Source organism: Gemmatimonadaceae bacterium, from assembly GCA_040882285.1.
Lineage (GTDB): Bacteria > Gemmatimonadota > Gemmatimonadetes > Gemmatimonadales > Gemmatimonadaceae > JACDCY01.
The window spans coordinates 1-13,385 of the sequence record JBBEBQ010000023.1 but is presented as its reverse complement, the minus strand read 5'-3'; the positions used below and the strand labels follow the sequence as shown (position 1 = coordinate 13,385).

The following is a 13,385-nucleotide window of genomic DNA, read 5'->3' as shown; positions in this document are numbered from 1 at the left end:
CCCGACTTGGTCAGAGGCCGCGGCCAGTGCGGGAACGGACTTGTAGGCCGCGCGGCGCTTGGCTTCGGCTCCGGGCGGGGGATAGGGAGTGCGGATTAGTGGCGGTGCCTGCGCTCGCGGGTGCCCTTGCTGGTTCGGGGTGGGTCGGGGCCCGGCCACGGGCGCGTCTTAGCGAGCGCAGTTTGCTCGCGTAGCGCCCAGGCCGGGCCCCGACCCGCCTCGAACCCCCGCAGGGGCAGTTTGCAGACACCGTAAAGGCTTGCAACAACACGGGATGGCGGACATGTTGGACGACCGTTTACAGGAAGCCAATTGAAGCAGCTGCGCAACTATATAGGCGGTGAGTGGGTTCGGTCTGGCACCACCGTGTGGCAGGAGGTCACGAACCCGGCCACGGGCGAGTGGCTCGGGCAAGTCCCGCTGTCCACGCGCGCCGACGTGGACTCCGCCGTGCAGGCAGCCACGCACGCATTCAAGACCTGGCGCGAGACCCCGCCCGTCGTGCGCGCGCGCTACCTGTTCAAGCTGAAGTACCTGCTCGACCAGCACTTCGACGAGATCGCGACGATCGTCACGCAGGAGAACGGCAAGACGCTCGACGAAGCGCGCGGCTCGTTCAAGCGCGGCATCGAGAACGTCGAGCACGCGTGCGGTACCCCGGCGCTCATGATGGGCAAGACGCTGGAGGACGTCGCGTCGGGCATCGACTGCGAATTCGTGCGCCAGCCCATGGGCGTGTTCGCCGCGATCACGCCGTTCAACTTCCCGGCGATGGTGCCGCTCTGGTTCCTGCCGTACGCCGTCGCCACGGGCAACACGTTCGTGCTGAAGCCGAGCGAGCAGGTGCCGCTGTCGCAGATCCGGATCTTCGAGCTGGCGCACGAGGCGGGATTTCCGCCCGGCGTGCTCAACCTGGTCAACGGCGGCAAGGACGTCGTCAACGCGATCCTGGAGCACCCCGGGATCACCGGCGTGTCGTTCGTCGGGTCGAGTCCCGTGGCGAAGCACGTCTACACCACCGCCGCCGCGCACGGCAAGCGCGTGCAGGCGCTGGGCGGGGCGAAGAACCACATCGTCGTCATGCCCGACGCGGACTTCGACCGTGCGGTGTCGGTCGTGTCCGAGTCCATCTTCGGCTGCGCGGGGCAGCGCTGTCTCGCCGGCAGCATCATCGTCGGCGCCGGCAACGCGTACAAGCCGCTGCGCGAGAAGCTGCTCGCCAACGCCAAGGCGATCAACGTCGGCTACGGCCTGGACGAAGGCGTGACGATGGGTCCCGTCGTCTCCCACAAGCACCGCGAGAGAGTGCTCAGCTACATCGAGCATGGCGTGAGCGAAGGCGCCACGCTTACGCTGGACGGCCGCAAGACGACCGTCGACAGCTACCCATCGGGCTCGTTCGTCGGCCCGACGATATTCGAGGACGTGGATCCGTCGATGAAAATCGCGCGCGAAGAGATCTTCGGGCCCGTCGCTTCGGTGACGCACTCGGAGACGCTGGACGACGCGATCGAGGCGGTGCGCAGGAACCCGTTCGCCAACGCGGTGTCGATCTTCACGACGAGCGGCAAGTCCGCGCGCGAGTTCCGCTACCGCGTCGGCGTCAGCATGATCGGCGTCAACATCGGTGTCGCCGCGCCGATGGCGTTCTTCCCGTTCGGCGGAACCAAGCGCTCCTTCTTCGGCGACTTGAAGGCGAACGGAACCGACGCGATCGAGTTCTACACCGACAAGAAAGTCGTCATCTCGCGCTGGACGTGACCGGTGTTTTCAGTCTTTGTCCCGAGCGCCGCGTCCACGCGACGCCGAGTCCCACTCCGGCCGCTACGCGAGCTTCGCTCGCTAAGACGCGGCCTTCGGGGACCCGGCGCCGTGTGGGCGCATCCACCTAAGGAGAAAGAATGGCTAGAAACTCCGGGATGTTAGGCTTCTGGGTCGCGATCGGCGTAGCCGCCGGCGCCGGCATGGGCGTCCTCACCGGCAACCTGGCGATCGGCATCGGAATCGGAATCGGCGCGGGCATCCTGATCGGGATGCTGGCCGCGGGCCGCTCGCCGAAGTAGGGAGGCGGAGCATGGCAGCGAAACGCGGTTCAGGGCGAACGAGACCACGCCCGGGCGGCGGAGAGGCCGGCAGTGGCAAGCTCAAAGCCGCAACCACCGGCCGCGGCAGCAGTGCCCGCCCGCCGCGTGCGCGGACCGGGGTGGGCGACGGCGCCGTCTTAGCGAGCGCCAGCTCGCGTAGGCGCCAAAGCCCATCCCGAGTCCAGCACGCGTCGCGCCGCGACATGGCAACCGGGCAGCGGACGGTACGAAGCGGGTTGATTCAAATGAGCAACCCTCTCAACGACGCAGGGGCGTCGGTTGAAGACGTGCGCGACGCGATGCTCGCGAAGCACCTGCCGATGATCGAGGAGGCCGGGCTCAAGGGCGTTCAGATCCTGTGCCTGCAGGAGATCTTCAACGGCCCGTACTTCTGCCCGAGCCAGGACTCGCGCTGGTGCGACATCGCCGAGGCCGTGCCCGGTCCCACGGTCGAGCTGATGCAGCAGATCGCGAAGAAGCACGAGATGGTGATCATCGTGCCGGTGTACGAGCGCGAGATGGCGGGCGTGTACTACAACACCGCCGCGGTGATCGACGCGGACGGCACGTACCTCGGCAAGTACCGCAAGAATCACATTCCGCAGACGTCCGGGTTCTGGGAGAAATACTTCTTCAAGCCCGGCAACCTCGGCTACCCCACGTTCCAGACGCGGTACGCCAAGATCGGCGTGTACATCTGCTATGACCGGCACTTTCCCGAGGGCGCGCGGCTCCTCGGTCTGCACGGCGCGGAGATCGTGTACAATCCGTCCGCCACGGTGAAGGGATTGTCGCAGTACCTGTGGAAGCTTGAGCAGCCGGCGCACGCGGTCGCGAACGGCTACTTCATGGGCTGCATCAACCGCGTCGGCACAGAGGCGCCGTGGAACATCGGCAAGTTCTACGGCACGAGCTACTTCGTGGATCCGCGCGGCAACTTCCTGGCGGTCGGCAGCGAGCAAGACGACGAGTTGGTGATCGCCGACCTCGACCTCGGCATGATCGAAGAAGTCCGCCGCACCTGGCAGTTCTACCGCGACCGCCGGCCGGATACATACTCTGATTTGACCGAGCAGTTGCCATGATCGTTTCGGCGCAGCTCTCGGTGCCGGTACTCCCGCTTCGGCCGCTACGCGCGCACGGTGCGCCGCAGCTCGCACACCCGATGGTCCCACTTCGGCTGCTACGCTCGCTTCGCTCGCTAAGACGCAGCCTGCGGGGACCACCGGGTCCGCGGGCTGCCCGGGCATTCGCGCGTGCCCGAACGGTATGCGACTCGGGAGAACCGCCTTTCCCTCCCGCGGCGGGCGCGATGCTGCCGGTGCGGCCGCGCGCGAACCGCCGGCTGGTCGCGGTCGGCGACATGATCCGCCCGCGCGAACAGCGGAACAGGGGTGGTCAGGAATTCGGAGCCTCGCCCCGGAGGCAGCTCGCGCGGCTTCGGGTCCCCGAAGGTCGCGTGCTAGCGCGCGCAGTTTGCGCGCGTAGCGACCGGAGCGGGACTCGAAGTCGTGCGAGCGGTCATCTACACGAGCCACCCGGAACTCTGAACTCAGCATGTCTCTGCTGATACGCGGCGGGCGGATCATTACGGCGACGGAGGACTATGTCGCGGACGTGTACGCGGCGGGCGAGACGATCACGCGCATCGAGCCGAGCATTGATCCGAAGTCGCTACCGCCGAAGGATCTCGAGATAGTGGACGCAACGGGGAAGTACGTGTTCCCGGGATTCATCGACCCGCACGTGCACATCCACCTGCCGTTCATGGGCACGCACGCAGCCGACGACTACGAGTCGGCGAGCAGGGCCGCGCTGGCGGGCGGGACCACCACTGTCATCGAGATGATCTGCCCGGGCCCCACCGACGAGCCGTGGGACGCGTTCGAAGTGTGGAAGTCCAAGGCCGACGGCATCTCGGCCATGGACTACACCTTCCACATGTCCGTCGTGCGGTTCGACGAATCCGCGCGGCAGCAGTTCCGCAGGATCGTCGGTGCCGGCGTCGCGTCGTTCAAGGTCTTCCTGGCGTACAAGGGAGCGCTCGACCTGTCGGACGAAGACCTCTTTGCCGCGATGAAGCTCGCGCGCGAGCTGGGCGTCATCGTCACGGCGCACTGCGAGAACGCCGAAGCGATCGACGCGATGCAGCAAGCATTGCTCGCGGAGGGGAAGACGGGTCCCGAATGGCACGGCCCGTCCCGCCCGCCCGTCGTCGAGGCGAGCGGCGTGCACCACATCTGCTCGTTCGCCGCGCTGCTCGGCACGCACGTCTACACCGTGCACACGTCCTGCGACGACGCGGTGCGCGAAGCGCTCGCGGCGCGGTATCGCGGAGTGGACGTGTGGATCGAAGCCGTCGCGCCGCACCTCGTGCTCGACGAGAGCTACGCCGGGCGCGGGAATTTCGAGGGCGCGAAGTACGTCATGTCGCCGCCGCTCCGGGAGAAGCGCAACCAGGACGTGCTCTGGAACGGGCTCAAGTCGCGCGCGATCAGCACGATCGGCACCGACCACGCGCCGTTCCGCTTCGAGGACCAGAAGCAGATGGGGCGCGACGCGTTCACGAAGATTCCCAACGGGATCGCCAGCATCCAGGAGCGCGTGGACCTGATTCACACGCACGGCGTCATGGCCGGGCGGATGGATCTCAACACGATGGTGGACGCGTGCAGCACGCAGGCCGCGCGGATCTTCGGGATGTATCCGCGCAAGGGGACGGTGCAGGTCGGCAGCGATGCCGACCTCGTGGTGTACGATCCGGCTTACCGCGGGAAATTCTCGCTGGACGAGAGCCACTCCAACGTGGACTACAACGCTTACGAGGGTTGGGATCGGATCGGCCGGTCGGTCGTCGTTACGGTGCGAGGAAGGATCCAGGCGCGCGACGGCCAGTTCGTCGGCACACTGGGACGCGGACAATTCATCGAGAGGGAGGCGACCCATTGATGCGGTGCTCTCATGCGATGCCGCCACATGCGGCCGAGCAAGTCGCCGGGACGGAGGTGAGCCGCTCAGCGACCGCCAGCGATCCCGCCGTGAAGAGTCCGATCTCCGGCATCGGCGGAATCTCATGAAGCCCGCCAATGGAAACGCCGTCGACGCCGCGGACGTGCGCGCCAGGCACAAAGAGTTCCTCTTTCCCTGCGTCGCGAACTACTACGAAGAGCCCATCGTCCTCACGCGCGGCGACGGCTGCTGCGTCGCGGACGCCGACGGGCGCGAGTACCTCGATTTCTTCGGCGGGATCCTTACTGTCGGCCTGGGGCACTGCCACCCCGAGGTCACTGCCGCGGTAGAAGAGCAGATGGCGCAGTTGGGCCACACGTCCACGCTGTACCCCACGCAACCGATCGTCGACGTCGCCGAGCAGCTGGCGAAGATCACGCCGGGCAAGCTAAAGAAGAGCTTCTTCACGACCAGCGGCACCGAGGCGGACGAGACCGCGATCCTGCTCGCCAAGATCTTCACGGGCAAGGACGAGATCATCGCGCTGCGCCATGGTTACAGCGGGCGGAGCCTCAACGCGCTATCGCTCACCGGTCATTCGCCGTGGCGGCTCATCTCGACGCAGGTGGCCGGGATCAAGCACGCGCTGTCGCCGTACTGCTATCGCTGCCCGCTCGGTCTCGCGCCGGATTCGTGCGGCGTGCGCTGCGCCAAGGACATCGAGGAGCTGATCCAGACGACGACCAGCGGCCACCCGGCAGCGTTCATCGCCGAGCCGATCCAGGGAGTCGGCGGATTCATCACGCCGCCGCCGGAGTACTTCGAGATCGCCGTCGGGATCGTGCGGAAGTACGGCGGCCTGTTCATCTGCGACGAAGTGCAGACGGGCTTCGGCCGGACGGGCGACCACTGGTGCGGCATCGAGCACTGGGGCGTGGAGCCGGACATCATGACGTTCGCCAAGGGAATCGCCAACGGCGCGCCCGTCGGCGCGACGATTGCGACGGCGGAAGTCGCCGATGCGTTCACCGGCCTCACGATCTCGACGTTCGGCGGCAATCCCGTGACGATGGCCGCGACGCGCGCGACGCTCGCGGTCATGGAGCGCGAGAACGTGCCGAAGCGCGCCGCCGAGCGCGGCCGGCAGCTACGCGCGCATCTGGAAGCGTTCAAGGAAGAGTTCGCCTTCATCGGCGACGTGCGCGGCATGGGGCTGATGCAGGCGATCGAGCTCGTGGAAGATCGCGCGACGAAGGAGCCGGCGAAGGGGAAGACGAATCAGTTGATGGAGGCCGCCAAGCGGCACGGCCTGCTGATCGGCAAGGGCGGGCTGTATGGGAACGTCATCCGGATCGCTCCGTCGATGCTGGTGACGGAAGCGGAGATCGACGACGGCGCGGCGAGGATGCGTCGCGCGCTGGCGGAGGTCAAATGACAACCCGCAATACCGTGACGGTGCGGCCAGGACGCGCCGCGCGCTGGCGGAGGTGAAATGACGACGGAGCAGCACCGCGGAATCCCGAGCCTGACGTACGAGATGGGCACGGGCGGCGCGTACGATCCCGGGTTGTACAACGCCGATCTCGCGCCGGTGCCCGCCAACGAGCGCACGTGGACCTGGATTCATTTCGCGGCGCTGTGGGTGGGAATGGCGATCACGATTCCGACGTACACGTTGGCATCCAGCCTCGTCGACGGCGGCTGGAGCTGGCAGGCGGCCGTCGGGTCGATCGTGCTGGGCAACGTCATCGTGCTCATCCCGATCGCGCTCGTGGCCGAAGCCGGCACGCGCTACGGCATTCCGTTTCCCGTATTCGCGCGCGCGTCGTTCGGCGTCGTCGGCGCGAACATACCCGCGCTGCTTCGGGCGATCGTCGCGTGCGGCTGGTTTGGAATTCAGACGTGGATCGGTGGGTGGGCGATCTTCAAGCTGCTGGAGGTGCTGTGGCCCGGGATCGCGGCGCTTCCGACGATCCTGCCCGCGTGGGTCGGCCTCGGCACCGGCGAGCTGATCTGCTTCACCATCTTCTGGCTCATCCAGCTCGCGATCGTGCTGCGCGGAATGGAATCGATCAAGTTCCTCGAGACGTACGGCTCGCCGTTCCTGCTCGTGATCGGGATCGCGCTGCTCGCGTGGGCGTACGTGAAAGCCGGTGGCTGGGGACCGATGCTGGACAATCCCGCTCCGACCGCCGACAGGACCGGTCCCCCGCTCGGAATTCTCGGCGCCGGCTTGACGTCGGCCGTCGCGTTCTGGGGCACCATGGCGCTCTCGATTCCCGACTTCTCGCGCTACGCCAGGTCGCAGCGCGATCAGGTGGTGGGGCAGGCCGTCGGACTGCCGGTGACGATGGCGCTGTTCGCCTTCATTGGCGCCGCCGTCACCAGCGCCACGGTGGTGATCTTCGGTACGCGCATCTCGGATCCGGTCGCGCTGCTCGCGCGCATCGGCGGCCCGGCGATGGTGATCATCTCGATGATCGGGCTCACGATCGCGACGTTGACCACCAACATCGCCGCCAACGTAGTGTCGCCGGCGAACGCGTTCAGCAACGTTTCGCCGAGCCGGGTCTCGTTCCGCAAGGGCGCGCTGATCACGGCCGTGATCGGCGTGCTGATGTTCCCGTGGAAGCTGTACAACGACGCGGCCGCTTACATCTTCACCTGGCTGATCGGCTACGGCGCGCTGCTCGGCCCGGTCGCCGGAATCATGATCGCGGACTATTTCCTTATCCGGAACCGCGTGCTGCGGCCGGACGCGCTGTTCCTGCGCGGCAGGCAATACGAGTACACCGGCGGCGTGAATCTCGTCGCCGTCGTCGCCTTGCTGGCCGGAGTGCTCCCGAATCTCCCGGGTTTCCTCGAAGCGCTGGGAGCGATCGACGCGCCCGGCTGGGCGACCGCGGTGTATCAATGGGCATGGTTCGCCGGCTTCGCGATCTCAGCGGTGGTGTACCTCATCGGCATGCGGGTGTTCTACCCCGGCCACAGGGTCGTCGGGCCGCCGGCGCTGGCGGACACGCTGGTGTTCTCGAGCCGGACAGGGCAGGCGACCAGCACGAAGACCGGGGAGGAGCAGGTACCGTGACTAGTGACTGGTGACTAGTGACTAGTAACCGCCTCAAGGCAGAGGAGCGAACGACTACCGTGACTGGTGACTGGTGACTAGTGACTAGTAACCGCTTGACAGCAGAGGAGCTCGACAGGAATTTCGCGGACATCGCGCCGCCGCTCACGCCGGACGCGGCGCTGGTGGAATCGTCGAAGTGCCTGTTCTGTTACGACGCGCCCTGCACGATCGCCTGCCCGACGCACATCGACGTGCCCGCGTTCATCAAGAAGATCATGACGGGGAATCTCACCGGCTCGGCGCGGGTGATCCTCGACGCGAACCCGATGGGCCACTCGTGCGCGCGCGCCTGTCCCGTCGAAGTGCTGTGCGAGGGCGCGTGCGTGCTGAACGACCGCGACGAAGAGCCGATCAAGATCGCGCTGCTGCAGCGGTACGCGACCGACCACGTGCTGGCACACGACCTCAAGCTTTTCTCGCCGGGCGTGGACAACGGCTACCGGGTGGCGATAGTGGGTGCGGGTCCCGCCGGGCTGTCGTGCGCGCAGGATCTGCGGCGCTGGGGCTACGCCGTGACGATCTTCGAGGCGCATCCGGATCCCGGCGGGCTCAACACGTACGCGATCGCCGAGTACAAGATGCGCCCGCCGACCGCGCTCGCGGAGGCGAAGAAGATTCTCGAGCTGGGCGTGGAGCTGCACACTAACGTCGTGATCGGGCGCGACATCCCGTTCTCCGATCTCGAGCGCGACTTCGACGCGATCTTCGTCGGCGTGGGCGTCGGCGCCACGCGCGCGCTCGGCATCGCCGGAGAGGAGCTCGCCGGTGTGCAGGACGCGCTGTCGTTCATCGAGCACCTCAAGACGCATCCGTACTCCGACACGAAGGTCGGCAACGACGTCATCGTTGTCGGCGCGGGCAATACCGCGATCGACGCCGCGACCCAGGCCAAGCGGCTCGGCGCCGGGCGCGTGACGATCGTGTATCGTCGCGGCGAGGATGAGATGCCCGCGTATCTGTACGAGTACGAGCTGGCCAAGCGCGACGGCTGCGAGTTCCGCTTCCTCACGGTCCCCAAGCGCGTGCTGGGCGACGGCGCGATCACCGGCCTCGAGTGCGTTCGCGCGGAGTTGGCCCCGCCCGATGCGCGTGGGCGGAGATCGCCCGTCGAGATTCCGGGGAGCGAGCACGTGATCCCGTGCGACATGCTGCTCAAGGCGACCGGCCAGCTTCCGCGCGACGAATTCGCGCGCGACGCGGGCCTTACGATCGAGGGGGGCGAGATGACCAGCTCCAAGCCCCACGTCTTCGTCGGCGGCGACGCCGCGAGCGGCGGCGCCGAGATCGTCAATGCCGCCGCCGAAGGCAAAGCCGCGGCCGCGCGCATTCATGCATTGCTGTCTTCGGCTTTGGCGGTTGCGTGAGCACTGGTGTGCGCGCGGGCGAGCCCCGGGATGGTCTTCGGCCGCTACGCGCGCAAACTACGCGCGCTAAGACGCGGCCTGCGACCACCCCGGGGCCCGCCCACGCCAGGCCGTGGTCACACCCGCCGACAAGAGCGCGCGCATTGATGCCGCGGCCGCGGCTGTTCGCGCGAGACGCACAAACGGCGGCCCGACGCAGCCGGAACTACACGGCTGCGCTCGCCCTCGCGGGTACGCCTGCCCGGTCTGGATCCAGCCAGGGCGGAGGCGGCCTGGTCCCCACAGGCCGCGTCTTAGCGCGCGTAGTTTGCGCGCGTAGCGGCCGAAGGGGGCCAAGCCACCTCCGCCCCGGGAGAAATGATGGCTGACCTGACCGTCAACTTCGCCGGCATAAAGTCGCCGAATCCGTTCTGGCTCGCGTCGGGCCCGCCGACCAACACGTACGGACAAATCGCGAAGGCGTTCGACGTGGGCTGGGGCGGCGCGGTGTGGAAGACGGTCGGTGAGCCGATCATCAACGTGTTCTCGCGGTACGGCTCGATCGACCTCGGCATCCATCGCATGATCGGGTTCAACAACATCGAGCTCATCAGCGACCGCCCGATCGAGGACAACCTGCGCGAGATCGCCGTGGCCAAGCGCAACTACCCGGACAACGCCGTCATCGTCTCCCTCATGGTGGAGAGCAGGCGCGAAGCATGGCACGACATCGTCAAGCGGACGGAGGACACGGGCGCCGACGGAATCGAGCTGAACTTCGGCTGCCCGCACGGGATGAGCGAGCGCGGGATGGGCGCGGCGGTCGGGCAGGTGCCGGAGTACACCTGCGATATCGTGGGTTGGGTGAAGGAAGTGTCGCGCATTCCGGTGATCGTCAAGCTGACGCCCAACGTCACCGACATCACGTTCATCGCGCGCGCCGCTGTCCAAGGCGGGGCCGACGCGCTGTCGCTCATCAATACGATCAACTCGATCGTCGGCGTTGACTTGAACACCTTCACGCCGCTGCCGGACGTCGGCGGCAAGTCCAGCCACGGCGGGTACTGCGGGCCGGCGGTGAAGCCGATCGCGCTCAACCTGCTGTCCGCGACCGCGAGCGATCCGGCGGTGAAGATCCCGATCTCGGGCATTGGCGGGATCTCCACGTGGCGCGACGCCGCCGAGTTCATCGCGCTCGGCGCGACGACGCTGCAGGTGTGCACCGCGGTGATGCACTACGGCTTCCGAATCATCGAAGACCTCACCGACGGACTGTCGACGTGGATGGACGAGAGCGGGATCGCGAACATCGAGGAGCTGCGCGGGCGCGCGCTGCCGAAGGTGACGAAGTGGGAGAACCTCGATCTCAACTACCACGTCGTCGCGTCCATCGATCAGAGCAAGTGCATCAAGTGCGAGCTGTGCTGGACGGCGTGCGAGGACGGCGCGCACCAGGCGATCCGCCGTTTCCCGCGCGTGAACGGCGGGCCCGTTGTCGAGATCATCGAGGAGGCGTGCGTGGGCTGCAACCTGTGCGCGCAGGTGTGCCCGGTGCAGGGTTGCATCTCGATGCAGCGGGTGCCGAACGACTATCCGCCGGTCACCTGGAAAGATTTCACGGCCGGCAACGGCGTCCTGGCCCCGCGCTCCGAACACTTCCACACGGCCACGTTCAGCTCCGCGCCCAAGTCGGGCTGAACTGCCCGGCGCGCTTCGCGCGCCGGGTCGGGGCAGGCATCGGGGCCGGGCGCCGGCCCTACGCTCGCAAACTGCGCTCGCTAAGACGGGCCGGCCGCCCGACCCCGATGCCCGCCCCGACCTTCACTGCAAGCGCCCGCAGTTTCTCTCCTTCTCGCCGCGGTTTGCCCGTGGACGATGCATCGGGGAGAGGTCGTCGCGCGGTGCCTGGATGCCGGATTTGGATGCGCGCACGCTGAGAGCTGCAAGTCGAGCGCGCAGTCTCCCGCCCGCGGCTTCAGCTCCGGTGTGGGGACTCGCGCCCGGTGCCCGCCGAAGGCCGCGTCTTAGCGCGCGCAGTTTGCGCGCGTAGCGGCCGGAGCGCGGGTACCGAGGCCGAGTCCCCACGAGCCGAGGTCCCGAGCCACGGTCAAACTGAGGACCTCGGCTAGATTCCGCCGCAAGATGATGATCACGCGGGCATACCTACGATGACGGACATGCAGGCACAGGCTGATAAAACTCTCCTCGATGAGGAGACTCGCGCGATTGTCAGGATCTCGGCGGCCATCGCCGGGGGGAGCGAAGCCGATGTCCGGCGGGAGCTGGAGGCCGGTGCGCGCGTGGCGTCGCGTGTGGTCATCGACGAAGTCATTCTGCAGTCGTATCTGTTCGCCGGTTTTCCGCGCGCGCTCAACGCCGCTCGCGCCTGGCGAGCTGTCGGCCCGCCGGCGCCAGCGCGTGCTACAGAGCCTGCCGCCGGTGACCGGGTGGACGGATGGCGGGCGCGCGGCGAGGAAACCTGCCGGATCGTGTACGGCGACTCGTACGAGAACCTGCGCGGCAACATCCGCGCGCTGCATCCGGATCTCGACGAATGGATGATCGTCGACGGCTATGGCAAAGTCCTCGCTCGCGCAGGGCTCGACCTCAAGCGCCGGGAGCTCGCCGTCGTAGCTGCGTGCGCCGCGACTGGGCAGCAACGCCAGCTCCATTCGCACCTGCACGGGGCGCTCAACGCGGGCGCTACCGAGCCGGAGATCTCCGCGACCCTGGACGCTATCTCGGACCTGGTTCCGGCCGGCGACGTGGCCGGGTACCGGCAGCTCCTCGAGAAGATCCACGCGAAGCGCGTCTGAATGGCGGGCAGCTAGAGATGTTCATCGACAAGACCGTCATCCACATCGAGGCCGGCACCGGGGGATCCGGGTGCACGTCCTTCCGCCGCGAATTCCGCGTGCCGCTGGGCGGACCGGATGGCGGCGACGGCGGCCGCGGCGGCGACGTCATCATCAGGGGCGACGCGAACCTCGCGACGCTGCTCGACTACACGTATCGCGACCGGTGGAGCGCCGAGCGCGGCGAGCACGGCATGGGGAGCAACAAGACCGGCCGGTCGGGGAAGGATGTCGTGCTGCCCGTTCCTCCAGGGACCACGATCCGGGACCAGCGTACCGGCGAGCTGCTCACCGAGATTCTCGAGGACGGGCAGACGTTCGTGGCCGCGAAGGGCGGGCGCGGTGGCAAGGGGAACACTTTCTTCGCGACGGCCACGCACCAGTCGCCGCGCGAGTGGCAGCCGGGCGAGGAAGGTGAGGTCTGCACGATCGAGCTCGAGCTCAAGCTCATCGCGGACGTCGGGCTGGTGGGACAGCCGAACGCCGGCAAGTCCACGCTGCTGTCCGTCATTTCGGCCGCGACCCCGAAGATCGGCGACTATCCGTTCACCACGCTCGCGCCCAACCTCGGCGTGGTGCAGCTGTCGGATCATCGCACGTTCGTGGTCGCCGACATCCCGGGGATCATCGAGGGCGCGCACGAGGGGAAAGGCCTCGGCCTTCAGTTCCTCCGGCATATCGAGCGCACGCGGATCCTCGCGTTCCTGATTCCGATCGACAGCATGGATTGGCAGGCGGAGTACGACCAGCTCCGCGCCGAGATCGCGGCGTACTCGGAGGAGCTGTCGCGCAAGCCGCATTGCGTGGTCTTCACCAAGCTCGACATCATCGGCGAGGACATGGTCCCCGAGCTGGACGCGCCCGACGCGTTCGGGGTGTACTCGATCAGCGCGGCGGGCAGGACCGGTCTCGAGCATCTGCTCGCGGCGTGGTGGTCGCAGCTCTTGTCGATGCGCAAGGCCACCGAAAAGCGCGACGACATTGCGGAGCTGCCGTGAGGCGTTCGCGGCTTCGTGGCTCGGGG

Annotated in this window: 10 protein-coding genes; all 10 read left to right on the top strand. The window is 67.4% G+C overall.

All coding sequences use genetic code 11. The annotated features are described in order from the left end of the window. Window positions 1-312 precede the first annotated feature (312 nt). The 10 genes from WEA80_11655 to obgE all read left to right on the top strand — a co-directional run bounded on the left by WEA80_11655 (window position 313) and on the right by obgE (window position 13,359). The gene (locus tag WEA80_11655; GenBank protein MEX1187236.1) at window positions 313-1,761 is read left to right on the top strand and encodes a CoA-acylating methylmalonate-semialdehyde dehydrogenase; all 1,449 of its coding nucleotides are present in this window, start codon (window positions 313-315) and stop codon (window positions 1,759-1,761) included. Between the two features lie 140 nt (window positions 1,762-1,901). Then, entirely contained in the window at window positions 1,902-2,063 is a 162-nt protein-coding gene (locus WEA80_11650) for a hypothetical protein (protein ID MEX1187235.1), read from the top strand. A gap of 266 nt (window positions 2,064-2,329) precedes the next feature. Next, window positions 2,330-3,169 carry a nitrilase-related carbon-nitrogen hydrolase gene (locus WEA80_11645; GenBank protein ID MEX1187234.1) on the top strand — a complete coding sequence of 280 codons (840 nt, stop codon included), beginning with the start codon at window positions 2,330-2,332 and terminating at the stop codon, window positions 3,167-3,169. Window positions 3,170-3,641: 472 nt separating this feature from the next. Beyond that, a complete protein-coding gene (gene hydA, locus WEA80_11640; GenBank protein MEX1187233.1) occupies window positions 3,642-5,033 on the top strand; it encodes a dihydropyrimidinase in 1,392 nt (463 codons plus the stop codon). Window positions 5,034-5,157: 124 nt separating this feature from the next. Next, window positions 5,158-6,468, top strand: coding sequence for an aspartate aminotransferase family protein (locus WEA80_11635; protein MEX1187232.1), 1,311 nt, complete (start codon window positions 5,158-5,160; stop codon window positions 6,466-6,468). A 57-nt stretch (window positions 6,469-6,525) separates the two neighbouring features. Beyond that, complete coding sequence (locus WEA80_11630) at window positions 6,526-8,121, top strand: NCS1 family nucleobase:cation symporter-1 (protein ID MEX1187231.1); 1,596 nt, start codon at window positions 6,526-6,528, stop codon at window positions 8,119-8,121. A 95-nt stretch (window positions 8,122-8,216) separates the two neighbouring features. Beyond that, window positions 8,217-9,527: an NAD(P)-dependent oxidoreductase gene (locus tag WEA80_11625; protein MEX1187230.1), complete on the top strand. Its 1,311-nt coding sequence runs from the start codon at window positions 8,217-8,219 to the stop codon at window positions 9,525-9,527. A gap of 360 nt (window positions 9,528-9,887) precedes the next feature. Continuing rightward, the gene (gene preA, locus WEA80_11620) at window positions 9,888-11,204 is read left to right on the top strand and encodes an NAD-dependent dihydropyrimidine dehydrogenase subunit PreA (GenBank protein ID MEX1187229.1); all 1,317 of its coding nucleotides are present in this window, start codon (window positions 9,888-9,890) and stop codon (window positions 11,202-11,204) included. Window positions 11,205-11,683: 479 nt separating this feature from the next. After that, window positions 11,684-12,322: a carboxymuconolactone decarboxylase family protein gene (locus tag WEA80_11615; protein MEX1187228.1), complete on the top strand. Its 639-nt coding sequence runs from the start codon at window positions 11,684-11,686 to the stop codon at window positions 12,320-12,322. 17 nt (window positions 12,323-12,339) lie between these two features. Beyond that, on the top strand, window positions 12,340-13,359 hold the full coding sequence (obgE, locus tag WEA80_11610) for a GTPase ObgE (protein MEX1187227.1): 1,020 nt from the start codon (window positions 12,340-12,342) through the stop codon (window positions 13,357-13,359). Window positions 13,360-13,385: the final 26 nt, after the last annotated feature.